The 26,616-nt window shown below is 28.1% G+C and carries 20 protein-coding genes and 1 other RNA gene; 5 read left to right on the top strand and 16 right to left on the bottom strand.

Annotation, left to right across the window (positions count from 1 at the left end; genetic code table 11):
* The first annotated feature begins 1 nt into the window (after position 1).
* A complete protein-coding gene (locus T324_RS0115770) occupies positions 2-769 on the top strand; it encodes a sulfite exporter TauE/SafE family protein (protein ID WP_028331129.1) in 768 nt (255 codons plus the stop codon).
* 661 nt (positions 770-1,430) lie between these two features.
* On the opposite strand, the gene T324_RS0115775 is transcribed toward T324_RS0115770, so the two are convergent.
* Positions 1,431-2,894, bottom strand: a complete 1,464-nt coding sequence (locus T324_RS0115775) for a PDDEXK-like family protein (RefSeq protein WP_028331130.1) — start codon at positions 2,892-2,894, stop codon at positions 1,431-1,433.
* Between the two features lie 316 nt (positions 2,895-3,210).
* On the opposite strand from T324_RS0115775, the gene rnpB reads away from it, so the two are divergent.
* Positions 3,211-3,556: RNase P RNA component class A (gene rnpB, locus T324_RS17835), an RNA gene on the top strand.
* A 5-nt stretch (positions 3,557-3,561) separates the two neighbouring features.
* On the opposite strand, the gene T324_RS0115780 is transcribed toward rnpB, so the two are convergent.
* Positions 3,562-5,205, bottom strand: a complete 1,644-nt coding sequence (locus T324_RS0115780; protein WP_028331131.1) for an FAD-binding protein — start codon at positions 5,203-5,205, stop codon at positions 3,562-3,564.
* Between the two features lie 206 nt (positions 5,206-5,411).
* On the opposite strand from T324_RS0115780, the gene T324_RS0115785 reads away from it, so the two are divergent.
* The 3 genes from T324_RS0115785 to T324_RS0115795 all read left to right on the top strand — a co-directional run bounded on the left by T324_RS0115785 (position 5,412) and on the right by T324_RS0115795 (position 9,654).
* Positions 5,412-6,128: a 5'-methylthioadenosine/adenosylhomocysteine nucleosidase gene (locus tag T324_RS0115785; protein ID WP_028331132.1), complete on the top strand. Its 717-nt coding sequence runs from the start codon at positions 5,412-5,414 to the stop codon at positions 6,126-6,128.
* A 320-nt stretch (positions 6,129-6,448) separates the two neighbouring features.
* A complete protein-coding gene (ptsP, locus tag T324_RS0115790) occupies positions 6,449-8,215 on the top strand; it encodes a phosphoenolpyruvate--protein phosphotransferase (protein ID WP_028331133.1) in 1,767 nt (588 codons plus the stop codon).
* Positions 8,212-9,654, top strand: coding sequence for a hypothetical protein (locus T324_RS0115795; RefSeq protein ID WP_028331134.1), 1,443 nt, complete (start codon positions 8,212-8,214; stop codon positions 9,652-9,654). The genes ptsP and T324_RS0115795 overlap by 4 nt, the downstream gene beginning before the upstream one ends.
* Before the next feature lie 73 nt (positions 9,655-9,727).
* On the opposite strand, the gene pta is transcribed toward T324_RS0115795, so the two are convergent.
* From pta to T324_RS0115870, 14 genes are all read right to left on the bottom strand, one after another.
* A complete protein-coding gene (gene pta, locus T324_RS0115800; protein ID WP_028331135.1) occupies positions 9,728-10,735 on the bottom strand; it encodes a phosphate acetyltransferase in 1,008 nt (335 codons plus the stop codon).
* A gap of 159 nt (positions 10,736-10,894) precedes the next feature.
* On the bottom strand, positions 10,895-12,115 hold the full coding sequence (gene arcA / locus T324_RS0115805) for an arginine deiminase (RefSeq protein ID WP_028331136.1): 1,221 nt from the start codon (positions 12,113-12,115) through the stop codon (positions 10,895-10,897).
* Between the two features lie 43 nt (positions 12,116-12,158).
* On the bottom strand, positions 12,159-13,625 hold the full coding sequence (locus T324_RS0115810) for a sodium:solute symporter family protein (protein ID WP_038375363.1): 1,467 nt from the start codon (positions 13,623-13,625) through the stop codon (positions 12,159-12,161).
* 179 nt (positions 13,626-13,804) lie between these two features.
* Positions 13,805-14,959, bottom strand: coding sequence for a serine/threonine protein kinase (locus tag T324_RS0115820; RefSeq protein WP_028331138.1), 1,155 nt, complete (start codon positions 14,957-14,959; stop codon positions 13,805-13,807).
* A gap of 97 nt (positions 14,960-15,056) precedes the next feature.
* Positions 15,057-15,989: a carbamate kinase gene (gene arcC / locus T324_RS0115825; protein WP_028331139.1), complete on the bottom strand. Its 933-nt coding sequence runs from the start codon at positions 15,987-15,989 to the stop codon at positions 15,057-15,059.
* Between the two features lie 80 nt (positions 15,990-16,069).
* Complete coding sequence (argF, locus tag T324_RS0115830) at positions 16,070-17,068, bottom strand: ornithine carbamoyltransferase (RefSeq protein ID WP_028331140.1); 999 nt, start codon at positions 17,066-17,068, stop codon at positions 16,070-16,072.
* Positions 17,069-17,427: 359 nt separating this feature from the next.
* Positions 17,428-18,306, bottom strand: coding sequence for a DMT family transporter (locus T324_RS0115835; RefSeq protein WP_028331141.1), 879 nt, complete (start codon positions 18,304-18,306; stop codon positions 17,428-17,430).
* A gap of 50 nt (positions 18,307-18,356) precedes the next feature.
* Positions 18,357-19,997, bottom strand: a complete 1,641-nt coding sequence (locus T324_RS0115840) for an ankyrin repeat domain-containing protein (protein WP_028331142.1) — start codon at positions 19,995-19,997, stop codon at positions 18,357-18,359.
* 142 nt (positions 19,998-20,139) lie between these two features.
* Entirely contained in the window at positions 20,140-21,501 is a 1,362-nt protein-coding gene (gene mgtE / locus T324_RS0115845; protein ID WP_028331143.1) for a magnesium transporter, read from the bottom strand.
* Between the two features lie 62 nt (positions 21,502-21,563).
* Positions 21,564-22,232 carry a hypothetical protein gene (locus tag T324_RS0115850; protein ID WP_028331144.1) on the bottom strand — a complete coding sequence of 223 codons (669 nt, stop codon included), beginning with the start codon at positions 22,230-22,232 and terminating at the stop codon, positions 21,564-21,566.
* Positions 22,233-22,353: 121 nt separating this feature from the next.
* Positions 22,354-23,112 carry an MBL fold metallo-hydrolase gene (locus tag T324_RS0115855; RefSeq protein WP_028331145.1) on the bottom strand — a complete coding sequence of 253 codons (759 nt, stop codon included), beginning with the start codon at positions 23,110-23,112 and terminating at the stop codon, positions 22,354-22,356.
* 95 nt (positions 23,113-23,207) lie between these two features.
* A complete protein-coding gene (locus T324_RS0115860) occupies positions 23,208-24,401 on the bottom strand; it encodes a class I SAM-dependent RNA methyltransferase (protein WP_028331146.1) in 1,194 nt (397 codons plus the stop codon).
* Between the two features lie 8 nt (positions 24,402-24,409).
* Entirely contained in the window at positions 24,410-25,288 is an 879-nt protein-coding gene (locus T324_RS0115865) for an Rpn family recombination-promoting nuclease/putative transposase (RefSeq protein WP_028331147.1), read from the bottom strand.
* 50 nt (positions 25,289-25,338) lie between these two features.
* Positions 25,339-26,616, bottom strand: coding sequence for a GNAT family N-acetyltransferase (locus tag T324_RS0115870; protein ID WP_028331148.1), 1,278 nt, complete (start codon positions 26,614-26,616; stop codon positions 25,339-25,341).

Here is a 26,616-nt window from a genome sequence, read left to right on the forward strand (position 1 = left end):
TATGCTGAGTATAGAAAATTTAATTATAATAATTATAGGCTGTTCTATAGCCGGCTTCGTTGATGCTGCTGCAGGAGGAGGCGGACTTATAAGTTTGCCTGCTTATTTAATAGCTGGTATTCCTCCTCATACTGCTTTGGCTACAAATAAACTCACTTCTACATCAGGAGCTGTAGTTTCTGCTTTTACATTCTTCAAAAATGGAAAACTTACAACCAAACTAATAAAGTTTTTAATACCTATGACAATATTAGGCTCTATTGTTGGAGTTCAAGTTATTGTACTTATAGATGCAAAAGTATTGCAGCCTTTGATAATGATACTTATTTTGGCAGTTGGTATTTATACTTTATTTTCAAAAACTTTTGGAACCGAAAACTTATTTGATGAAAATAATCTAAAAGTTAAAAACTATATAATAGGAATGTTTTTTGCTTTTCTTTTAGGTTTTTATGATGCAGTATTCGGACCCGGTACAGGAAGTTTTTTAATAATGTTTTTTGTACTTTATTATAAAATGGATTTTCTTCTTGCCTCTGGTAATGCTAAGGCTTTGAATCTCACAAGTAATTTATGTTCATTAATAATATTTGCTATAGAGGGAAAAGTTAACTATATGGCTGGTGTATTCGTTATACCTTTTATAATGACATCAACTTACTTCGGTGCTAAGTTCGCTATAAAAAAAGGAATAAAAGTTATAAAACCTATATTCGTAAGTATTTCATTACTAACTACATTGAAAATATTAATAGATATAATTAGATAGAAAATATAGTATATACCTAAACAACTATATTTTGTCAGAAATAAATTTATATTTTTATTTTTATATCTGGGGCTTTGCCCCATACCCCACTTCTTTTGGTGCCCCAAAGAAGCAAAAATGCTACATATAGGCTTTAATTTAATAGGTTATCTTACATATAAAACAATTTTAATATGATTTAGTACTAATTTTATACCTTGCACTTTTTGCAACTTTTTGCGGCGGGAAAAAGTTGAATAAAAAATTGACAAAATATACCTAAACAACTATATTTTGTCAAAATTAAAATTATATTTTCTTTTTAATATCTGGGGCTTTGCCCTTACGAAGTACACAGCGTGCAGAACCCCACTTCTTTTGCGACCGAAGGAAGTACTGCGACTGAAAGGAGTACCTTTAGGTATAGTATTGGTATAAGGCACAGCCCGCCTTCGGCGAGAACCTATATCCTCGACAGGCTCAGATACGCTTTGCGAAAGACTACATATAGGACTTTAATTTAATAGGTTATCTTACATATAAGACAATTTTAGTATTATTTAGTACTAATCTTATACCTTGCACTTTTTGCAACTTTGACGAAGTCCGCAGAGCGTGTGCGACGGGAAAAAGTTGACAATACATTTATAAAAATTTAAAATTTTCAGTATATATCAAATAATCATAAATTATTTTTCAAAAGATTATAAAGCTTAATCATAGCTTCAGCAATTTCCTCTGGGCTGTCTTCTTCTATATTTATGTTATATCTAAAAAATTCATTTTTATCTTCTGTTTTTATAAATTTATAAATATATGCATTATCATTTTCTAATGATTTTAATTTATTATATATAGATTTATATATTCTTTCATTTTCATCAATTTCTATATAAACACATAAATCAAAACTATTCCAAGTGTGATTATATAAATAAAGACCTACATAACCATTTTTAAATAAAAATTCAATATAATGAGAGAAACCATCATTATTATTAATATTATCAATAATATCATTTTCATTTATTATAGAATATTCTAATTCTATATTACTTTTTAAATACAATAATATTTTTTTTCTAAATTCTAAATAAGGTTTTATATATTTAATAATATTATTCTTTTTTATTTCTGACTTTTTATTTTCAAGAAGTTCGTTAACACTATTAAATATTTGTTTATATTCTTCTGCATCCTCTACTGTTTGTATATATTGAAAAAGATGTTCTTCCAATAGTTTTTGTATTTTTTCTTTTGTCATATCAAGCTCCTTTGTATTATTGCTTAGCATGTTGGCATTATGTATAGTCTGTATCATAGCAGATTTCAAAAGCCTATAATCTCTTATATATTTATTATCATTATCTTTAAATAAAATATTTGAATCATGAAGAAAAGAATATTTTTCATTTCCTAAAATATTCTCAAGCCATAAAGCTATATCGCTATGCTTTAATGTTTGAAAATTATTTCCAAGTTTTTTTTTTGATTCCTCTGATAAAGTATAAGGTTCATAACCTGAAGGAGTGAGAAAAATCATATATAAATTTTTATAATTATCTTTTTTCTTATTCTGATAATAATCATCTAATTGATTATCTTGCTCTCCAGCGTATATTTTATTTTCTATTATAATTGCAAAGTCTTTTTTATAAGATATAAATAAATCTATTCTTCTGCTGCCTGCATACTCTTCTCTTTTTATTCTTATATCTGAATGATTTATTTTTTCTAATTCTTCAATATTTTTTAATCCATAATTCCAACCAAATTCTTTATCTTTATGCAGATACATTAAAAAATCTTTAATAAAACTTAATTTAATAACTTCATTCTCTATATTTATTTCAAGAAATTTTTCAAGTAAATTACTATTATAATTCTCATATCTTTGTAAATTTATTGCATCAAATATACAAAACTGAGGAGGAAATTTTTTCATTTCATTTTTTACTTCTTCTATTATTATTTTAATTTTAGAAAAGATTTCATTTAATCTATTTGTTTTTAATTTTTCTTCATCTAAAAATGATTTATGTATAGAATATATAGTATTGCTTACAGCGTTATATTTTTCTTCTTCATCTTTTTTGAATTCATTTATTAAAGTTAATAATGTATTTTCAATAATTTCTGTATTCATATATTGAGTATAGTAAATAAGCATAAAAAAATCAATTAATTTAATATTTAAAAAATTATTTACATACCCCACCCTATATCTTTATTATTTTATCTTAAATTTTAATCTTTATTTCCTTACTGCTTCAAATAAAAAAGCATGCCCGCCCAAGTTTTGATTAGATTTATAATTAACTAAACGCACGATTAAGAAAATATTTTTAATATTAATAATATTGTGTATTATAACTTATTTATATTTGCCGTGCGATATTGAATTTTTTTATTAAATAAAAATTATGATTGACATTTTATAAGTTTTATAATAGAGTAATCGGCATGCGGAGCGGGTAAACGCAGTATTTAAGTAACTAATACTGAGGAAAGTCCGTACCTCTAAAGGGCATCATGCAAGCTAACGGCTTGAAGGCGAAAGCCTATGGAAAGTGCAGCAGAAAATATACCGCCAATTTGGTAAGGGTGAAAAGGCATGGTAAGAGCATACCGCATTCGTGGCGACATGAATGGCAGTGTAAACCCCATGAGAGGCAAGAGCAAACAGAAACGATATCAGATTGCCCTTTTCGATGTTTCAGGTAGCTCGCTTGAGTACTGCAGTGATGCAGTATCTAGATAAATGTTTACCTTAAATGACAGAATACGGCTTATAGCTCCGCTTATATTTAAAATTAATTATTAATATATTTTTTTGTTATTATAATTTTATTGTTCTCACGCGTTATCTGCAATTTATACACGTTATCCGATGAACATTGAAAATCTTCTCTATAATGTGCCCCTCTACTCTCCTCTCTTTCAAGAATACTTAAAGCTAATATTTTAACACTTTCTATTATAAGATAAATTTCTATAGAACCTTCTTTAATATTCTCTTTTATGCTGTAATTATTTCTAATATCTTCAAGTTTATTTAATACTTTTTGTATTTTATCTCTGCTCCTTACAACAGATAAATTTTCACTCATTAGATTTCTTATATTTTCTAATACTTCATTTTTATTAATATTATTTTCTTTGTCATCTTTTGAAATATCATCAACCCAATTATTAAATTCTTTTTCTACATAATTTAATTTTATATTATTAAAATCATCGAAGTTATTTTTTTTAATATATTTATACGCACTCCTTACAGCATTATTTCCAAATACCAAAGCTCCACCAACAGAATTTCCTCCAAGCCTATTAGCTCCTTCTATGGCAGATGACAATTCACCTACTGCATATAAGCCATTAACTCCAGTAAAAGCATTACTGTCTATTTTTATTCCTCCATTGCAGCTATGAGCAAAATGAGTAATAACTGTTTCATCTTTTAATAAATCAATATTCATTTCATTTTTAAGCCAATTCAAATATACTGTGTAGAACTCCTCTTTATCTTTGTATAAATCTTCTGAATATTTTAGTTTTACTCCCTCAAAAAGTATTTTTAAATCTATTTTCTTGCTTTCAAAATCATTACTGAAAGGAGCATAAGCACTTCTTTCTATCCATAATTTTTTAATCTCTTCATTATTTATACCATCTAAAATTAATTTATCATTTATATCATACATTCCTATACAATATTTTAATGTATGCTCTCCGAATAATACATTATATTTAGGCTTCAAATATGCAGGTATAAATTGTACAAACTCCATATTCTGTGCTATTGCTCCTGCATCTAATACTGCAACGTTACCTACACCATTAATATTTTTAGGATATAAACTATTTTTATAATTTCCAGCAATTCCTCCCGTAGCTAAAATTATAGCCTTTGACTTTATAAAAAAGAATTTATCTTTATTTTGAAATACAGCACCAATAACTCTATTATTATTTTTTATTATTCTTATTAAAACACTATCTTCAAATATTTTTAATCTTTTATTTTTTTTAAATATCTTTTTTGCTCTTTCTCTTGCTTCATTCCAATTATTAATCAAAAAAATATTTCTTGAATATTTAGCAAAACATGCAGGTCTTGAGTCATTTCTAAGCCAAGGTTTAAATCCAATTCTTTTTAATAAATAAAGATCTTTTTTAATATTAGCAATATAAGTCTTTATTAATTCTGGATTTTCAACACCTTTTCCCATATTAATAATATCTTCATAATATTTATCATAATCGTTATTATCCTTAGTTACTTGTATTCCTAATGTAGCCTTCAATGGAAAATAAGAAGCTCCGCTGCAAATTTTGCCCGTAGTAGCAAGGCATACATTTTTAAAAACATTAATAGCTCTCTCTGCAACAATAAGCCCTGCTATTCCAGCACCAACTATTAATACATCGCAATTAATTTGTTTTTTTATATTCATAAACAATGCTCTTTAAATAAAACTTTAACGCAATTCTAACATTTTATTTTTTTAGTTACAATATATCATAAACTTAATTAATTAAATCTTATATTTTTTTATAAAGGTATAAAACAAAAAACTTAAATAATAAGTTTATAAAAATCAGCTTTTAATATATAATAATTGATATTAATATATTTTCATTATTTTAAGGAGATTATTTTATGTCTGAAGTTAAAAGAATTGCTATAATAGGTGCTATGGATTCTGAAATTACTAATTTTAAAGGTATGATAGAAAATATAGAAGAAATTGAAATAGCTAATATAATTTACTATAAAGGTACATTATGCGGTAAAAACATAGTATTATTAAAATCCGGCATAGGTAAGGTTAATGCTGCAATTGCCACAACTATTGCAATAGAAAGATTTAATGTTGAAAAAATCATATTTACAGGAGTTGCCGGTTCAGGAAATCCTGATTATGATATATCCGATATAGTTATTTCAAAGGATCTAATAGAACATGACTTTGATACAAGTGCTTTAGATGGAGATGAGCTTACTGTATTGGTTAAAGGTTATGATAAGAATTATTATCCTGCTGATAATTCTTTAATACAATTAGCGAAAGAATCTGCACAAAAAGTTATTACCGATAATAAAGTATATATAGATACTATAGCTACAGGAGATCAATTTGTAGGAGATAATAATAAAGTTAAACAAATACATAATAAATTTAAAGCAGGTGCTATAGAAATGGAAGGTGCTGCTGTTGCCCATGCTGCTTTAATGTATAAAGTTCCTTTTGTTGTTATACGTTCATTATCAGATAAAGCAGACAGTGATGCTGTAGTAGACTTCCCAAAATTCGTAGTAAAATCTGCACAAAACTCAATGAAAATCGTTGTTGAAATGCTTGAAAACATGAAGTAATACTATAAAAAAGAGAGTCGAAGCCAGCTAGTGAGTTTACTCACTAGCTTATTGTAGGCGTAGACGAGAATAACAATAATAAGTTATTAGCTATTTTTTTAGCGAGTTTATCGCTAGCAATAATAAAAATAAATTAATATATTCTCTTAATCATAATAAAAAAATATAGTATTTAAAATTATAATCTTTTCAAAAATAGTTATTTAAATATCAATATCATTAATGAAAAATAATACTATTTACAATAAATTTACTATTGAAAATATTTTATATTTATAATATAATTAACATAATCATATTAACATAATATCGGAGAGTTCATGCCGGATAAAAGAACGATACTGAATGGAAATGGAGTTGGCGACGATGTTTCAATAGGGAACTCCTTTTTATATACTGCATCATTAAGTACACCTGTATATAAAATAGAAGAAGATGATATAGAAGATGAATATAAAAGGTTTGATGAAGCTATAAAAAAATCTAAATTAGAAATAGAAGAACTTCAAAAGCATGTAGACAATAATATAAAAAATATATTAGCTATGCATATATTGATGCTTGAAGATAATGTTATTATAAGACAAGTTAAAGATGAAATTAAATTAAAATTATTTAATGTAGAATATGTATATGATAAAATAATATCCGGATACTTAGATAAATTATCAAAAATAAATAATAAAATGCTCTCAGAGAGAACAAGCGATATTATAGATATAAAGTCAAGATTAATAAGGAATTTAATACAGCCTAATTCCGGAGATTATTCTCAAGTTCCTAAAAACAGCATAGTAATAGCAAAAACTTTAACTCCAAGCGATGTTTTAAAATTTAACAGTATAGGAGTTAATGGATTTATAGTAGAAAGCGGAGGCTATACTTCCCATGCTGCAATACTTGCAAAATCATTCGGTATAACAACTATATTTAATATAGCAGATATATCAAGCAAGATAAAAAACGGAAGAAAAATAATAATAGACTGCAGAAGCAATATCGTAATAATGAATCCTAGTGAAAAAGATATAAAAAATTATACGATATTGTCAGAAAATATAAAACAATTCAAAGAACAATCTATAATAGATGCAAGAGAGCCCGCAATAACAAAAGATAATATAGAAATAAAAATACATGCTAATATAGATATACCAGAAGAAACAGAAAACATACTAAAACATGGTATAAATTCAATTGGATTATACAGAACAGAATTTTTATATATATTCTCAGAAGAAGATAATTCCGCCACTTTGCCTACAGAAGAATTACAATTTAGTGTATATAAAAGAATAGCATCTAAAATGACAGGCAGAGTAATAATAAGAACTTTAGATATAGGCGGAGATAAAATGATGCCTGCTTTAGGATTGGATTTTAAAGAAGATAATCCATTTTTAGGGTGGCGTGCTATAAGATTTTGTTTATCCAATAGACAAGTGTTTAAAGATCAAATAAAAGCATTGCTTAGAGCATCACATTATGGAAATATAGAAATAATGATTCCAATGATAAGCACTTTGGAAGAATTTGTAGAGACTAAAAAATTTATAGAAGATATAAAAAATGAATTAAAAAAAGAAAAAAAAGAGTTTAATGATAATATCAAAATAGGAGTATTAATAGAAACACCATCAGCAGCTACTATAATAGATTTATTGGTAAAAGAGGCTGACTTTTTATCTATAGGTTCAAACGATTTAGTACAATATATGATGGCATGTGATAGAACAAATGAAAAATTGAGTTATCTTTATAATCCAATAGATATATCTGTTTTAAGAGTTCTCAAAAATGTAATAGAAACAGCCAATAAGGCAAATAAAACTATAACATTATGCGGTGAAATGGGAAGTGTAGGATTATATACTCCTATATTATTAGGATTGGGAATAAGAGAATTATCAATGTCCGTTACATCAATAGCTAGAATAAAAAATATTATTAGAAGCATAAGTATAAAAGAATGTGAAAATTTGGTAAATGAAATGTTGAGTAAATGTGACAATAATTTTTCTAAATCTATTTTAAACAGTTTTATAAAGAAAATAAATGTAAAAAACTATAAAGGTATAAGTGAATGAAAAGGATTTTGCTAAACACTATTATTTCAGTATTATTTATAATATCATTAGAGTCATGTAAAGTTGCAGATTCTATAGATGAGTATCAAAAGTTAAAAACTATAGAAAAAACAGAAGATTACGGTTCTTTAAGTGATTTTTTAAAAAATTTACCTAAAACAGAAGAAGAAAATGCTCAATCTCCATATAACGAATTAACAGCATTTATTACAGGAAGAAATCAAATATTATCTTCAAACTATAAAGAAGGTTTTGAGACATTAGCAAGATTTTTATTTACTTATCCTTCAAGCTATTATGAAAGTGAAGCTTCATATTTATTGGGTCAGGCATTAATATATATGGTTGAAAACGATCCTCTTTATATAGAAAGATTTTATACCCAATTAATATCAGAAGGTATAGTTGAAGGTGAAGAAAATAATGATGATGCTGTTACAAATGTAAACACTTCTTTAACAAATATATATCGTCAGCTTGGAATTATAGTAAAAGATGGAAAATATTCTTTTAATGGATATACATTTGACAGAATACTTCAGGATGAAGAGAGTGCTTTTCCACTTAAAGATTTTGCATATTACTTTAGTATAAGACATAGATTCAGCAATATAGAAACAGCAAATGATAAGTATAAATTTATAACAAATGTAAGTTATTTAAAAAGATTTTCAGACAGATACAGAACAAGCATACTTCAAGAAAATATATTGAATAATAAATCATATTTTCCAGATACTTGGCAATTTGACTTAACAGCAGAAGAAAAGAAAAACTATGATGAAATAATAAAAATTGTTAGAACTAGAATAGATGATATAAAAGCTAAATATGATGAACCTAATTATGTTATAGGTAATGGAGTTATTATAAGAGATAGGATACCTGCACTCATTAGCGGAGAAAAAGAACTTTATAGATTATATAATTATGATTTTGTAAGCATATTAAATAGAACAAATGTATATAATCCAAAAACTAGAGAAAGCGAAGATTGGGCATTAGTAAGATATGATACATATTATGGTCCTATAGTTGGATGGAGCTATGCAAGATATATGACTAATGATGTAAAAGACATAGAAGATATATTTGAAAATTATAGATCAGCTATGAATTGTTATAAGAATTATGATTATTTGAAAGCATCTGATTTCTTTTCTTATGTATTAAATAATGCTCAAACTAACTATTTTACAGATAAATCCGTATATTTCTTGTGGAAAGTAAATAATAAAATAGGAGAATTAGTTAGTTCTAAAAGCAATCCATATTATAATTACGTTTTAGACTATCCTAAATATTTCTATTACAATACAAATAATAATGTACTTCAAAGTTCAACTTTACTATATAACTATTTAGTAAAAATATTACCAACTAATCCTTACAGATTTGTTATAAGTGGAGATAGTGAAGCAGAATATAGTGTAGATTAATAAAAAATAAGTAAATCTTAAAAATAGGCTGTCAGTAAAATTGACAGCCTATTTTATTTTTAATAAAAATAGATTATGAAGCTTGTAATGAAGTTAAAACAGCCAAATCAGCAATATCCTGAGCAGAACATCCTCTTGAAAGGTCATTAGCAGGTTTAGCTATACCTTGAAGCATAGGACCTATTGCAGTACATTTTCCAACCCTCTGAGCTATTTTATATCCTATATTTCCAGCATTCAATTCTGGGAATATAAGTACATTAGCATTTCCTTTAATAGGAGAACCAGGAGCTTTTTGTGCACCAACTTTTTCTACTATGGCAGCATCAAATTGCATTTCACCATCATAATCGAAATTAACATTACGAGAATCTAATATTTTTTTAGCTTCTATAACTTTATCAACGCTTTCATGCTTAGCAGAACCTTTAGTAGAGAAAGAAAGTAAAGCAACTTTAGGTTCAATTCCTGTCATAATTTTATAAGACTCAGCAGTAGACTCAGCAATATCTGCTAATTGTTCAGCAGTAGGATCTGGTATAACAGCACAATCAGCAAAACAAGCTATTCCATTGCTAAATAAAGATTTATCAGGACTTTCTACAAAGAAAGTAGAAGATAATGTTTTAATACCTTTTTTAAGCCCGATTAAAAATAAAGCAGCTCTAAGCATTTCACCTGTTGCATATACAGCTCCTCCAACCATACCATCAGCATCATTAGCAGCAAGCATAGCAGCACCTGTGTAAACAGAGTTATTAATTATTAAATCTTTAGCCTGATCCTTAGTCATACCTTTTTTCTCTCTAGCCTTAAAAAGCATATCAATATAACCTTCTGTTCTAGCATCCTTGTTAGGATCAAAAATTTTTGCAAAATTTCCATCTAATTCTAATGCATTCTCTTTTGCCAAAGCCTCTATTTTTGCTGTATCTCCTACTAATACAACTCCTTTAACTAATTGATCTTTTTTTAGTATAACAGCGGCCTTAACATGTCTTTCATCATATCCTTCGGCTAAAACTATAGTCTTAGGATTAGATTTAACTTTTTCTTTTAAATTGTCCATAAATGAAGCCATAATAAAAACCTCTTTAAAATAAAATTACGCTTCTATTTTAATACATAAACAATAATTTTGCAAACATATACCCATTATATGTAATTTTAATAAAATAAATTTTTTATATAAAAAAAGCACCCACTGTTAAAAACAGCAGGTGCTAATATATTTATGAAATTATAGATCTTCTCTATTAAAAGGCATAGACATACATCTAGGACCGCCGCGACCTCTAGATAATTCAGCAGAAGGCATTATATGAGCTTTTATTCCAGCATCTTGTAAAATTTTGTTAGTTACAGTATTTCTAGAATAAACAATAACCTCACCAGGAGCGATAGCCAAAGTATTAGAACCATCATTCCATTGTTCTCTAGCAGCAGCAATCAAATCATTACCTCCGCATTTAAGAAGAGTAACTTTATCTAAGTTCAAGTATTTAGCTAAAGTTTTATCTACATCCATAGTTTCTTCTTTAATAGCAATACCACCATTTCCATCTCTAGTAATAGCGTAAGTAGTTAAAGGTCCTTCGATTTCAGGATGCATTACAAACTTATCTCTGTCAATCATAGTAAATACAGTATCAAGATGCATGAATGCACGTTTTTTAGGAATATTAAATGCCAATACTGTTTTGAAAGAAGTGTTAGCATTAAATAAGTTTATAGCAAGTTTTTGAACAGATTCAGCATCAGTACGTTCAGAAATACCAATAGCAAGAAGCTCTTTAGAAAGTATTAATTCGTCACCGCCCTCTATAGATGTAGTATCATTTCTCTTATACCACATAGGAACTTCTTTTCCTTTAAATCTAGGGTTGTGTTCAAATGTGTACTTACCAAATAAAGTTTCTCTGTTACGAGTTACTGTACGCATATGATTTAAAGATACACCATTACCTATAATAGCGAATGGGTCTCTAGTAAAGTACAAATTAGGCATAGGATCAACAGCAAAAGGATAATCTGGGTCAAATACGTCAAAAAAACTACCTCTATATCCGCTAATTTCCTCTTTTCTTACACCTGCCATCATTTTCAATACGAGCTGTTTATTATCTTTGATATCGGAATAAAACTTTAATAATAAGTCTTTCTTTTTACCATAAGCATTCAAATCATCAACAAAGTCCATAATAAACTGATCTCTTACCTTAGGGTCAGATATACTTTCAGCAGCTAAATCTTCCAAATATAATACTTCTACTCCATTATCTCTTAAGATTTTAGCAAAAGCATCATGTTCTTCAACAGCTACATCATAATAAGGTATATCATCAAATAATAATCTTTCAAGTATATCAGGAACTAGATTTTCTAATTCGAGATATGGTCTGTGCAATAACACAGTTTTTAATTTTCCAATTTCAGAATAAACATTTAAACCGTTGTCCATAAAAATTCTCCTTTTATCATATCACCTATTATTATTGTTTTTATTAAGCTTTTTTAGCTTGAAGATCTTCATCTGGGAATCTTTTCATTCCATTTCCAACAAATCCTACTATTAAATAAACTATAGAGCCTAATAAACCAGCAAGTATAGGAGCTTCAACCCAACCAACATTTAATTTTAATATAAATATTGTACTAGTTATTAAACCAACAAGCATAGAAATTAAAGCAGCAGTTATATTAGCTTTAACAATAGGTCTCATCATAATAGGACCAACAAACATAGCTATCAAACCACCTGTACCTATATAAGCTATTTGGTTAAGCATACCTTGAGGAGCAAGATATGTTAAAATTACACCCCATACACCTGTAAATATAACACCGAATCTATTGATTAGTGGACTACTTTTCTCAGGGTTTCCAGAAATAGAAACTACTAAGTCGTGAGAAAGAGCAGAAGCCAAAGCCTGTAATACAGAACTTATAGTAGATAACATTGCAAACAATATGAACAATATTATAAGTCCTCCAATTGCAGGTGGCAAATAAGTAGTTAAGAATACTGGCATAGCACTGTCTGGATTAGCCAAACCAGGTTGTTTATAGAACATATAAAGACCTGTTATAGGAATAAGACTTAATATAATTCCTATAGGAGCCATTATAAGAGCCATTAATGGTATATTAACATTATCTTTAAAAGATAAGAATCTTACTGACATATAAGGTAATGTAGTTGTAAATAAGAATGCATAAATAAATACCAAGAATACACTATATTTAGCCTCACCATAAGGAATTGAACTTTCTGGGTTAGTAAATTCAGGTTTCATTTCACCTACTTTTTGTATAAGTTCCAATAAAGGTATATCTTTAACTATAGTAAAGTATACTATCAAAGAAGCTATAACCATACCCATACACATTATAGTATCAGTAACAGCAACTGCAAGCAAACCGCCTTGTACTGTAAATATAATGATAACTATCATCAATATAATAGAAGCTGTATGTTCAGGAATACCAAGCCATTGAGAAGCAACCAAACCAACAGCTCTAATCTGTCCTATTATATATACAGATAAGAATACAAAAGTAGCTAATCCACCTAATCCATGTACAATTCTTTTCTGTCCGCTTGGACCTCTATGTGTTGAAGAGATGTATTCAGGAACAGTAAAACCACCGCTTTCCTCTGCTCTTCTTTTCATAAATCCAGCAAAAAATAATGTACCAAAAGTTATAGCAGGAGCAAAGAAGAAATTAGCAAATACTTCTATAGCACCATAAGCATAAGCAGTACCAGGAGAACCAATAAAACCCCAGCCACTGTAACCTGTAGCCATTAAAGTACCAGCACCTACAAATGCACCTATAGATTTAGCTCCTAATAAGAAACCTTCAGATGAACCACCAGCATCACCTTTTTTAATTTTCATTTGAGACCAAAAACCAACTCCTATAAGAGCTAAAGAAGATAGTATAAAGATAATCCAGTTAGCAATCATTATTTATTACCTCCCTTATTCTTATTCATTGCCCTCAAAACACAAGCTATTATAGGTACAATAACCAATACAACGCACCCATAAATAAAATAATCCATTAACCAAGAACCAGTCATATTTCACACTCCTTGAAAAACAACGGGAGGCTTTAACCTCCCGCTAAAAAATTTTAATTTATTTTACCATTTTTTAACTTCCCATTTTTTGTAAGTAACAAGAGTAGGATCATCAACTTGTTTAGGGAAGTAATCCTGACATGTTCCTTCACGATAAACGTCAGCAGTAGCACAGTGTAAACCGCCTCCGAATGGGTAAGCATCACGGAATGGAACAGGAATAACATTCATTCCTAATTTATCCATTTGCTCTAATTGATTAGTTTCGCTAGCTTCTACTAATACTGTTTTGTGGTCTAATACAAGACAGTTCATAGACAACCAAACACTAGAATAACAAAGTGGTGGTGGATCTTTGTGAGCAGGCATTGCAGCTTCAACGATTTCCCAACCATTAGCTTCAAAGATTTTTCTTTGTTCTTGAGGAAGTTTTCTAGTAGGGTTATTAATTATCAAACCAGGTCTCAATGGTACAAATGTAGCATCGATGTGGATTGGATAAGGGTCACCAGGGAAGTTTACAGCGTGTACTCTAAAGTCTGGATATTGTCTTCTTAACCATTCCATAGCTTTTCTATTAGTAGTTAAACCATGTTGACAGAACAAGTCTTTACCAATTCTCATAACGTCAGCAGCATCGAAAAGTATTTCATGCTCAGTTGTTACCATGTGTAATTTTGCTGTTCTTTCTAATAAGATTTCTTCTGTTACATGTCCATCAAAATAATGCATATCATAGCTAGCATCGCCAAGTTCTGGACGAGGAGCTGATATCCATCTGAATTCTGGGTCATCATCAAAATATTTTCTTAATACTGGAGAATAAGCCAAATATTCAAAGAACCTAGACCTGAAAGACATAGGAGCACAAATGATATCGCTACCTATTGTAAGAAGTACGTCTCTAGGAGGCATACATCCAAACATACTTCCTGTCATAAAGTGAGGTGTTACTACTGCCTGATTCCATTGAATAGGAGTAGGTCTGTCTACTTTTACGCCATGTTTTTCCAAGATTTTGCAAAGGTTATCTAATTGAGCATTAGCCTTTTCTACTGTATCCAATGGTCTTGGACCTGTCATACCACGCATTGGACTGTCAAGAGGTACTTTAGCTTTTGAAGCAGGTTCAGAAGGTGCAATACAACAATTGTCTGCTCTACCTACTATAACGTGTTTCAAAGGATCAAAATCATTCCATGAATTAACTATTTTCATATGGATCTCCTTTTATTTTTTTATATAAATAATTGATTATACAACTATTTACTTCTTAATTAAATTTTACTAGAATATTAAATCTAGTTTTACAAAATTATTTTATAACTATTGTTCCTGTTTTTCCTGCTATACCATCTGCAGCTTTTTCTAAAGAAGTAATTAAAGCTTTACGTCCTGCTTTAGATTCTGCAAACATCATAGCTGCTTTTACTTTAGGAAGCATAGAACCAGGGGCAAAATGTCCCTCATCTATATATTTTTTAGATTCTTCTATAGTCATTTTTGATAACCATTCTTCATTAGGTTTACCAAAATTTATAGCTACTTTTTCTACTGCTGTTAATATGATTAAATAATCAGCATCTAATATTTCAGCTATTTTAGCAGATGCAAAATCTTTATCTATAACAGCTGGAACACCAACTAATTTATCACCATCAACATAAACAGGTATACCGCCGCCGCCTACAGTTATAACAACTGTACCAGCATCCATTAAAGTTTTTACTGTATCTTTTTCTACAACATCAACTGGTAAAGGTGAGGCAACTACTCTTCTATATCCTCTTCCAGCATCTTCTTTGAATACATCACCTGTTTCTTTTGCCTGTTTTTCTGCTTCTTCTTTTGAATAAAATGAGCCGATTGGCTTGGTAGGGTTTTGGAAAGCTTTGTCGTTTTTATCAACAACAACTTGTGTGATAACTGTAGCCACATTCTTATTAACTTTCCTACGCCTCAATTCTTCACTTATAGCATTTTGAAGATGGTATCCTATATAACCTTGACTCATAGCTCCACATTCTGGAAAAGGCATATTTGGTATATTAGAAGCTGCTTTAGAAGCAGTATCAAATGCTAAATTAATCATTCCTACTTGAGGACCATTACCATGTGCTATAACTACAGTATGTCCCTCTTGTATTAAATCAACTATAGGCTTAGCTGTATGTATAACTGCTTCAAGCTGTTCTTTTGGATTATTACCTAAAGCGTTACCGCCTAATGCTACTACTATTTTTCCCATTTCTTATATCTCCATCACTTATTATTTACAAGCGATAAACTAACAAATCGCCAGTTTACCGCTAATATATTTTTAATTAATTATAGTTTACCAATAGTTGCTACTATAACTGCTTTAATAGTATGCATTCTATTTTCTGCTTCGTCAAATACTCTTGAATATTTGCTTCTGAATACTTCGTCTGTTACTTCCATTTCTTTCAAACCAAATTTTTCATGTATTTCTTTACCTGTTGTTGTATTTAAATCATGGAAAGATGGTAAACAATGTAAGAAAATAACATTAGGATTTCCTGTTTTCTTAATCATATCCATATTTACTTGATAAGGTTTTAACAATTTGATGCGTTGTTCAAATTGAGCTTCCTCACCCATAGATACCCATACATCTGTATAAATAACATCTGCACCTTTTACATCTTCTACGCTATCGCTGAAATTAATAGAAGCACCTGTTTCTTTTGCTACTTCTTTCATTTCTTTTACTAAATCCTCTGATGGCCATAATTCTTTAGGAGCAATACCCCAGAATTCCATACCCATTTTAGCAGCACCAATCATAAGTGAGTTACCCATATTGTTTCTAGCATCACCAACATATACAAATTTAACTTTATTAAATGGTTTTGGTACATATTCTCTTACTGTTAAGAAGTCAGCAAGAATTTGAGTTGGGTGATAAAGATCTGTTAAACCATTCCATACTGGAACACCAGCATTGTTAGCTAAGATTTCTACAGTTTCTTGTTTGAATCCTCTGAACTCTATACCATCATAGAATCTACCTAAAACTTTGGCTGTGTCCTCTATAGATTCTTTCTTGCCCATCTGGCTATCGCTAGAACCTAAGAATGTAACACAGCCACCTTCATCCATAGTTGCTACTTCGAATGCACACCTTGTCCTAGTTGATGTTTTTTCAAACAAAAGAACTATATTTTTTCCTTCTAAAAGATTTCCTTTTATTCCTGCTCTTTTTTTAGCTTTTAAATCAGCAGCTAAATTTAATAGATAATCAATCTCATCAGGAGTAAAATGTTTTAATGTTAAAAAATTTCTTCCTTTCAAATTTACTGGCATTGTTCAACCCCTATTTAGTTTATATTTTGTTTAAGAAATAATTACTAAAGTCACTAACTTATTTAATTATTTATACAGACTAGTATATAAACTTTTAATTACTTGTCAAGGAATTATTTAAAAAAAATATACAAATCACACAATTAAATAAAAAATTTAATGTAAAATGTGAACACATAATCTTTAATAGTATTAAAACAAAACAATAATATGCGTGTAATATAAATTTAATAATAACCTATAAATAATATTAGATAATAATTGTTATATAAAACAAATACATCAATACAATACCTCAGAATAGTATCATTAATAATAAAACAAAAATATATTAACAATAATCAATAACTTTTGATTTTTTAAGAGGACTTTTTTATATTACCGCCTATCTCACATATAAATATAGCAGATATCATACATATACCTCCTATAACAAAATTAAAGGTTAAAGGGTCTTTCATAAAGATAATACCGCATAATGCACCTAAAAATGACTCTAAACTTAATATTATACCTACTTTATTAGGGGCAACATATTTTTGAGACACAGTTTGTAATAAATAAGCTATTCCTGTAGCGCCTATTGCCAAATAAGTAAGAGAATATATAGTTTCACTTGATACCGAATCTATATTAAGTGGTCTTGAACTAATAATTCCTATTGATAAAGATATTAAACCTGCTATTATAAGCTGCAATGCTGCCATTATAATACCATCTACATAATCAAGAATCTTATCTACCAGCATCAAATGTATAGCAAAAACTATAGCACATAAAAGTACAAATAAATCTCCAATTTGTACAGATCCCAAACTATCTAATGATGTAAGTAAATACAATCCAACTATAGTAATAATAGCCGCTATAAATGCTGCAGGATGAGGTCTTTTTTTATACATTATCCAAGTAAAAAATGGCAGTAATATAACATAAGAACCTGTAAAAAATGCTACTTTTGAAGCTGTTATAAATTTAGAACCCATAGTTTGAAGAAAAAAACCTAAAAAAAGAGCAAGTCCTACCGGAATTGATAACAATATATCCTTTTTCTTAATTTTTATCATTCTTTTACAAAATACAATAGATAAAAATATTCCTCCTGCTAAATTTCTAAAACCAACAAGATAAAAAGGATCTATTTCTTGAACAACAACTTTAACTGCAACAAAACTATAACCCCAAATTAATGCAGTTAAAAATAATCCAATAGTACCAAGTCTCTCTTTATTAGCCATATTTACGAACTCGCTTATATTTAAATATTACTTTTAAGAATTAGTAATAATTAAGATTTTAATTTACTTTGAAATAGATTTACTATTTTATTGTAACCTTTTTCTTTAGCAATACAATACTCTTTCTCAACCATAGTCTTATTAAAATCAATTAATTCATAATATTTAATTAATTTTTCACATATCTCAAAGTATCCTTTTGAAGATGCAATATATAAAGCTGTACATCCATTAATATTTTGATCTTTGATTGATGCATTATTATCCAACAAATATTCTACAACATCTAATTTACCATTATCTGCCGCTATCATCAATGCTGTTTCTTTTGATTTACTCTTTTTATTAATAATATCAGGATATATCTCTAAAATGTATTTAACTATATTCATATATCCATTAGCACAAGCAAACATAAAAGCATTCCATCCATTAACATCACTATCTTCTATATTTGCCTCTTTTTCTATTAAATATTTTACCGACTTAAGATTATCATATATAACAGCCCACATTAAAGGAGTAATGGTATCTTTACTAGTTTTTAAGGACATACCATTTAATAAAAGAAGCTCTACAACATCAATATTTCCTGCTATTAGAGCATGTACAATAGCATTTCTATCCATACTGTCTATAGCATCTATATATGCTTTATTATCAAGTAAAGTTTTAACTATTTCTATATTGCCTATATATGCAGCATACATCAAAGGAGTAACATCATCATCATCACATTGATTAATATTAACATTATATTCTATCAATAAATCTATAATTTCCTTATTTTCATTTTCTATAGCCAATATTAAAGGAGATTTACCGTTATCATTAACCCCATTAGGAGATATTCTATTCATAAGTAAATACTTAACTATATCTTTATGGCCAGAAGAAGAAGCAATTGCCATAGCTTTAGGAGCTTTCTTTTTTGAATTATCAAAGAAATATCTTACAACATCTAAATGCCCGTTATAGGCAGCTGATATAAATGCACTTGAAAATATATTATGCTGTTTATTTGCCCCTAATTTTGAATGTATATAGTGAACCAAAGCTAAATTTCCGCTTATAGCAGCTATAGTTAAAGAATATTTCGGTATTTCTATATTACCTTTATTAAGTATGTATTCAACTATATCAATATTACCGCTGGATATGGCATAAGATAGAACACTTTCCTCATAAATATCGACATCATCAATATTAGCATGATGCTCTATTAAAAATTTAACAGCTTCAAAATTAGATTTCTGACATGAATACATTAAAGGTGTAACATTAGTATCTGTTTTAGCATTAACATCTGCCCCATTTTCAATAAGAATCTTTATTATATCAAAATAATTTTCAGAACAAGCATAATGCAGAGGGGTTTCACTATTACAATTACTTAAATTGATAGAAGCACCATTTTTTATTAAAATTTCTACTATATCTGCATGTCCGTTAGCACAAGCATTCATTAATGGAGTTATGTATAATTGATCTGGTTTATTCGGATCTGCACCGGCTTTAAGCAATAATTCGACTATTTCTTTATATCCTGATTTTGAAGCATGTGTTAAAGGTGTTAATCCTAATATATTACTTAAGTTTACATCTATATCTTTATTTTTCAATAAAATTTCAACAGCTAATATATTATTATTGGCTGATGCCTCATGCAATTCTATCTCAATTTCTCTCATAAATAATAAACCTCATTTATTATAAATTTAATATAAAAGATTAAATAGTCAAATATATTTTTATTATAAATTAATTATATCAATTTCACAATATTCTTTTAAATAAAATTTTAAAAACACTAAAAAAAATATTACTGAATATTTATTGATTCAATATCATAAATGCAGCTGTAGCTATAGAACAATATACAGCTGTACCAATTATATCACATATAGAAGTAAGCATAGGGGCACCGCTTATTGCAGGATCAATATTCAATTTTGTCAATATAAAAGGCAAAGATAAACCTATAACACTGCCTATAAAAACTATACTAAACATCGATATTCCAACAATAAAAGCTATTTCAAATCCACCGCGTATAATGCCAAGTATATAGGCTCCTGCAGCCATACTTAACCCTAATATAAAAGCCACTACTACTTCTTTTGAAAGCATATAAAACCAATCTTTCAATACAACATCTCCTATTGCAAGAGAACGTATAACAAGCGTAGCAGACTGACTTCCTGCATTCCCACCGCTTCCTATAAGAAGAGGTAAAAACACAACTAATACTATATGTTTTTGCAAAGTATTTTGAAATATACCTATTACACCTCCTGAAAATATATTAATAAATACTAATATCAAAAGCCATAATATTCTTTGCTTGTATAAAGTTAATATTGGTGTAATTTTCAAATTATCATCAAATTGATCTTCACTTGATGTAATACCTGCCATTTTATGAAAGTCATCTGTATATTCTTCTTCTGCAATATCCATTATATCATCTATTGTAACAATACCTATCATACTATGTCTATCATCAACAACAGCAAGAGAATGCAAATTATATTTTTTCATTATATCAATAGCATTTTCCTGCTCATCATAAACAGATATATAAGGACAATTATTTATTATCTCTGATATTAGTGTATCTTTATCTGTAAAAAATAATTTTCTTAAGGTAATAGAACCCATTAATGTTCTTCTTGAATCAATTACATATATGGTTGTATAAGTTTCAGAATCCGCTATATTACTTCTTATATATTCAAAAGCCTCACCTACAGTCCAATCCGGCTTTATTGTTATATACTCAGGAGTCATTAAACGTCCGATACTTCCTTCAGGATATGCAAGCAGCCAAGAAGCTATTTCTCTTTCCTCGCTTCCTAACAATTTTAATATATTCTCAGACATATCCTCAGGTATAGACTCTAAAAAATATGTTCTATCATCCGGATTTATATTTTCAAGCAAATCCTTAATATCAGAATTTTCCATATTCTCAATAAGTCTTTGCTGATCTATAGGAACAAGTTCTGGAAAAACACCTAATTTATAATCCCTTGGAAGTATATTAAAAACTTTATATTTATCTTCATTTTTTAAAGAAGTTATCAAATTAGCAGTTTCTACCTCCTGCCATAATGGAAGTATATCGCTTAATGCATCCCATTCTTTTTCTTCTATCAAATCTTCAATTTCCGGCTGTAAAAGTTCTTTAAGCATACTTCAATATACCTCAAATATAAAATAGTAATATCAATAATTTATAAAGAAATAAATTATAATTAATTTTTAGTACCAACCAAATATGTACCTAATTGTATTCCAAAATCAAATGAATGTATATTATATCTTGAGTAATTAGGATTTTTATAATTCATACCGAAATCATAGTTAAAATATAATCCTGCGGCAACTGCTGCAAAACTGCTTAAATTATATTTAAAATCTATTGTAAATTTAAGATATGGAATAACTGCTGTTGTAAAAGAATTTTTTATATCATCACTGTTTAATTTAGCACTATAATCTCCATCTTTAATATTTGCCGCTAAAGGTATTTTAACTCCGGAACCAATTCCTAATGACAGAACCAATACAGTAACTCTAAACATAGCACCGACATTTACAGTATCAAAAGTATATGAAACTAAACTTCCATCAGTAGAATTTCTATAATTATATGAACTTCTATAATAACCAATATCAGCAAGAGCATCAAAACCTAATAATCCTCCAAAATCATAAAAATATCCTGGCTGAACTAATACTCCAAAATCAAAAGCGCTTCCGCTTTTAAGTATATCTATTTTGTTTCCATCAAATCCTCTAATATCAGCAAATGCAAAACTACCTGTTAATGGTACAAATAAAGCAACACCTCCGCCATGCTGAGCAAACATAACCGAACTGAACATAAATACAAAAAATATTGATGCTATAATTCTCTTCATAATATAATACCCTCTTGAACTGTGTATTTATTACTACTATAATATAAAAAAATTATATAAAGTCAATTATTTATTTAAAACAACATATATAAAAAAACAGTTAATAACTAAATAATAAAAATCAAACTTCTATAGTAAGTCCATCATAAGCAGGATGCATATTATGAGGAAGCTCCCTTTCTAAATGCCTATGCAAAACATCATGAGTCATATGTGTAAAATACGCTTTTTTTACTCCAAGTTTATCAGCTATATTTACAGATTCCTGCAATGACAAATGAGTATGATGAGGCCTATATCTTAAGCCATTTAACACCAAAACTTCTGTACCTTCAATCAATTTTAAACTTTCATCGCTTATATAGCTCGCATCTGTTATATAAGTAAAATTATTAAATCTGTATCCTAATATATCCAAAATACCATGCTTTACAGAAATAGGAATAACTTTTATATCATCAAATACCATATCTTTTTCTATATGATGAAATACAACCTGAGGAAGTCCTCCCCCTATTTGAATTGGATTAAAAAAATAATCATATTTATCTCTTAAATTATCCATAGTATCTTTGCTTCCATAACAATTTATAGAAGTATGCATTATAAAATTTAATGATCTCAAATCTACTATCCCTGAAGTATGATCTGCATGAGAATGTGTATAGAATACGGCCTCAAGACTATCAATATTTTCTCTTAACATTTGCTGTCTGAAATCTGCTGAGGTATCAACTATATAATTCTTATTATTATGCTGAATTAAAATAGACGAGCGGGTTCTTTTATCTCTTTTATCTTTACTTGTACAAACTTTACATTTACATCCTATCATAGGTACACCATCAGAAGTACCTGTTCCCAAAAATGTTACTCTCATAATTTTACCCTCCTCTATTATTTATAATTGATATTATATAGCTTTTATTCTTAATATCAATACAGCAATAATTTAAGATAAATAATAGCTAAAAATTATATTCTTTCAAAATATGAAATAAGTTCTATATGGTAAGTATGAGAAAACATATCTATAATATTTAAATCCTGCATTTTATAATGATCTTTTAGTATATAAGCATCACGTGAAAAAGTCATAGGATCGCATGAAACATATATAATTTTTTTAGGCTTAATCCTAATTATATTTTCTATAACTTTTTTATCAATACCTTCTCTAGGAGGATCAACAAACAAAACATCTATATCATAATCAATATTTTTCAATGTTATTAATGCACCTTCATTTATAATATTTAAACCATATTTATTTGCCGCATTTACAGAATCTTTGTTTATTTCAGAAGAAATTAATTTATAATCTTTATTAAAGTTTTTTAATTTATTTTCTAAAGCACATGTAAAAAATCCGCTTCCTGCATAAAGCTCTATCACAATATTATCATTATCTTTTATATACTTCACAGCCTCATCTTGAAAATCATCAAGTAAATGCAAGTTGCTTTGAAAAAATGTTTTATGCCCTATTGGTATATTACCATATTTAGTTTTATAAAGTATATATTCAATTCCATAGCTTTTTATATTTTTATTATGCTTTACAGTTATTCCATTAAAATATTTTTCAAAAGATTTTATATTTGTTTTTTTACTCAATTCAATAAATGCCAGAGCTTCATTATTATTATTTTCTATGGCATAAATACTTCCTGTAATATTATTTTCAGAGACAAAATATTTTATTTTTTCAAATAAACTTTCTTTCAAAATACAGCATTCTTCAACATTAACAAAATCATTACTTTTAAATCTATAAAAACCAACTTTACCATTATTGGCTATCATATTAACTCTAAGTCTATAATTGGAATTTTTATTGAAAATGATTTTTATATCTTTTTTAAAATCAATATTTCTAATGGCATTTAAAACAATATTTTTCTTTATATCAAGCTGTTTATTATAATCAATATGACTGAATAAACATCCGCCGCAAATACTAGAATATAGACATTTAGGTTCTATTCTATATTTAGATGCATCTATTATTTTATTTATAGAAGCATAAGAAAATTTTTTATTTTCTTTCGTTATAATAATATCTAATATATCGCCTTCTACACTATGAGATATAAATATAACCTTTCCATTTTCATCTTTTGCAATTCCGTATCCGCCGTAAGCAGTATCTATAATTTTAACTTCCATAAATTATATTAAAGTTTCTCTACTTCCTCTATAGTTAATCCTGTATTTTCACTTATAAATTTATTATCTAAACCTGATTTTTTAAGACTTCTAGCTATAGATACAGCCTTATTTTTTTCTCCTTGCTCAATACCTTCTTTTTTTCCCTCTTCTTTTCCTAACCTTCTTTCCTCATCAAGCATTATTTGATTACCATATAAATAAGCCTCTTTTCTATCATATTCCATCATCATTAATTTACTTTTTACAAAATTATTATATTTTTTTTGTACCTCTTCCATTATAGGTTTTTCTTTCACGATTTCTGACATAGAAGCCTCCAAATTTTTACTTGTAAACATTTTTAACCAACAGTTTAAATCTTTTGCTAATACATTCTTCTTAAATTTTTTTAACTCTATTATATGTATTTGCAAATGATCTGTGAGAAGTCTCTTATCATTCATTTCATAAAGCATATAACAGGAATGAATATTCTTTGTTTTTTTATCTAAATTAAAATTAAGAAGATTTATGCTTATTACAGGTGTCAGTTCATCATATTTTTCACCATGTTTTAATAATTTACTATAATTAATCGCCCAATAATAAAGTATTCTTTCTGGAAACCTTGAATTTCCTTGTAATTGTATTTCTATTATAACAACTGTTCCATTTTGTGTAATACACTTCACATCTGCAATAGTTTCTTTATCCTCATAGTTTTTTTTATAGTTAAAAGGCGTTAAAATCTCCACTGATCTAAAAGTTTTCATATTAGAATCAAGCATTATTGAATTGATAAAATCAAGTAGTATTAAATTACTGTCCGATGACGAGAATAAATATCTAACAAAATAATCATTTAAAGGATTAAAAGTTTTTACCGCATTTAAATTTTTTCTCATAAATATATTATACTGAAAATTATAAAGTTTGTCAAAATAATATTTTAATATTAAAAATAATCAGAAAAATATGCCTGTTCTTTTGGTATAATAGACTCTAATAAATTTATACCTTTTATACTAGCTTCTATTCTTCCTATCTTATATAAATAAGAAGGAGATTTATAACTCATAAGCATAGTTGTAAGAGTTTGAATATTCATTTTTATAATATATCTGTCTTTTCCGTTTCTTTTATATTCTTTATTCAATCTTTTACAAACAATATTCCTATCTTCATCCCAATAAATTAAAAAACTTCCATTATTCCATTTAGCCATATTGTCTTTTATTATCAAATTAATTTTTTTATTTTTAGGCTTTCTCAAAAAAGGATAATTATTTATAAATGCTTTAACATCAGTAATTCTAGCCATTATATAAGGTCTTATAGTTTCTTTTATTTCACTGTCTTCAAGCAAAAATGCCATAGGCTCATTAGTATAATTATAACCATGCACTTTATCTACCATAGAGAAATGTGCTGATATATAATTCCAAAGTCCAAGCCTAGCATCATAATCAAGATAAACAAGTTCTTTTATGTGAAATATATCATTTTCTATAACATAGACTAAAAAACCTTTAGCCTCATCTTTTTCATCATAATATATAGCAACTATAGTATCATCAACATCCCATCTCCAATACTCCTCCCATTCTAAATCTCCTCTAATTAATGCACCATGTCTAATATGAGAAAATTTATTATAAAGTTCTTTTAATTCTTCGCTATCGGTAGAAACCCTCTCTACTCTACCCCTATTTGTTATTGTTTTTGGAAGCTGAGTATCTTTAATATCAAAACTCATCTTATCAGAAATAATTTCCCAGCCTTTTCTTCTATAAAATGGTATTGAATAAGGATATAATACAGATATAGTTTGACCCTCTTTCTTCATATTCTCAATACTTTTTATCATTAAATCATTCATAAGTCCCAAATTAGAATACTCTGGATAAGTGGCAACTCCTGTAACTCCAGCCATTTTATATATAATACCATGTATATTCATTTTCATAGGATACACTGCTATCTGAGAAGCCAATTTTTCTCCGTCAAACCATCCCAATACTTTAGCCTTACTCAATACAGCAGATTTAGCCTGTTTTATTTCATCTGCCTCATAACCTAAATTTATAAGTTCATTATTGCTCACTTGAAATGCATATCTCAAAAGATTATTGAAATCATCTAGATCTTCTAATGTTAAATATCTTATTTTAAACTTATCTTTCTTTCTCTTAATTATATTTGCTTTTGACTCTTCTTTATTATGGTTACTCAT

The sequence above is a fragment of the Brachyspira alvinipulli ATCC 51933 genome (assembly GCF_000518245.1).
In the GTDB taxonomy this organism is placed as follows: domain Bacteria; phylum Spirochaetota; class Brachyspiria; order Brachyspirales; family Brachyspiraceae; genus Brachyspira; species Brachyspira alvinipulli.

Coding starts and splice junctions, on each gene's coding strand:
- ptsP (WP_028331133.1), top strand. CDS start 6,449: ATGCCGGATAAAAGAACGATACTGAATGGAAATGGAGTTGGCGACGAT.
- T324_RS0115850 (WP_028331144.1), bottom strand. CDS start 22,232: ATGAAGAGAATTATAGCATCAATATTTTTTGTATTTATGTTCAGTTCG.
- T324_RS0115835 (WP_028331141.1), bottom strand. CDS start 18,306: ATGGCTAATAAAGAGAGACTTGGTACTATTGGATTATTTTTAACTGCA.
- T324_RS0115870 (WP_028331148.1), bottom strand. CDS start 26,616: ATGAGTAACCATAATAAAGAAGAGTCAAAAGCAAATATAATTAAGAGA.
- T324_RS0115785 (WP_028331132.1), top strand. CDS start 5,412: ATGTCTGAAGTTAAAAGAATTGCTATAATAGGTGCTATGGATTCTGAA.
- T324_RS0115810 (WP_038375363.1), bottom strand. CDS start 13,625: ATGATTGCTAACTGGATTATCTTTATACTATCTTCTTTAGCTCTTATA.
- T324_RS0115775 (WP_028331130.1), bottom strand. CDS start 2,894: ATGAATACAGAAATTATTGAAAATACATTATTAACTTTAATAAATGAA.
- T324_RS0115840 (WP_028331142.1), bottom strand. CDS start 19,997: ATGAGAGAAATTGAGATAGAATTGCATGAGGCATCAGCCAATAATAAT.
- T324_RS0115865 (WP_028331147.1), bottom strand. CDS start 25,288: ATGAGAAAAAATTTAAATGCGGTAAAAACTTTTAATCCTTTAAATGAT.
- T324_RS0115780 (WP_028331131.1), bottom strand. CDS start 5,205: ATGAATATAAAAAAACAAATTAATTGCGATGTATTAATAGTTGGTGCT.
- T324_RS0115795 (WP_028331134.1), top strand. CDS start 8,212: ATGAAAAGGATTTTGCTAAACACTATTATTTCAGTATTATTTATAATA.
- T324_RS0115770 (WP_028331129.1), top strand. CDS start 2: ATGCTGAGTATAGAAAATTTAATTATAATAATTATAGGCTGTTCTATA.
- arcA (WP_028331136.1), bottom strand. CDS start 12,115: ATGGACAACGGTTTAAATGTTTATTCTGAAATTGGAAAATTAAAAACT.
- T324_RS0115860 (WP_028331146.1), bottom strand. CDS start 24,401: ATGGAAGTTAAAATTATAGATACTGCTTACGGCGGATACGGAATTGCA.
- arcC (WP_028331139.1), bottom strand. CDS start 15,989: ATGGGAAAAATAGTAGTAGCATTAGGCGGTAACGCTTTAGGTAATAAT.
- mgtE (WP_028331143.1), bottom strand. CDS start 21,501: ATGCTTAAAGAACTTTTACAGCCGGAAATTGAAGATTTGATAGAAGAA.
- argF (WP_028331140.1), bottom strand. CDS start 17,068: ATGCCAGTAAATTTGAAAGGAAGAAATTTTTTAACATTAAAACATTTT.
- T324_RS0115855 (WP_028331145.1), bottom strand. CDS start 23,112: ATGAGAGTAACATTTTTGGGAACAGGTACTTCTGATGGTGTACCTATG.
- pta (WP_028331135.1), bottom strand. CDS start 10,735: ATGGCTTCATTTATGGACAATTTAAAAGAAAAAGTTAAATCTAATCCT.
- T324_RS0115820 (WP_028331138.1), bottom strand. CDS start 14,959: ATGAAAATAGTTAATTCATGGAATGATTTTGATCCTTTGAAACACGTT.